Source organism: Paenibacillus sp. MER 180, assembly GCF_023713665.1.
In the GTDB taxonomy this organism is placed as follows: domain Bacteria; phylum Bacillota; class Bacilli; order Paenibacillales; family Paenibacillaceae; genus Paenibacillus_B; species Paenibacillus_B suaedae.
Genome location: NZ_JAMAVT010000128.1, coordinates 1 through 200 on the forward strand (window position 1 = coordinate 1; position 200 = coordinate 200).

Annotated in this window: 1 rRNA gene; it reads left to right on the forward strand. The window is 52.5% G+C overall.

The annotated features are described in order from the left end of the window. Nucleotides 1-200, forward strand: a 23S ribosomal RNA gene (locus M3661_RS30170); the annotation flags it as partial.

The following is a 200-nucleotide window of genomic DNA, read 5'->3' on the forward strand; positions in this document are numbered from 1 at the left end:
TGGAGGTAGAGCACTGATTGGATGCGGGGCCCGCCAAGGGTTACCAAGTTCAGTCAAACTCCGAATGCCATGTACTTATATCCGGGAGTCAGACAGTGGGTGCTAAGGTCCATTGTCAAGAGGGAAACAGCCCAGACCATCAGCTAAGGCCCCTAAATGTATGGTAAGTGGGACAGGATGTGGAGTTGCCCAGACAACCA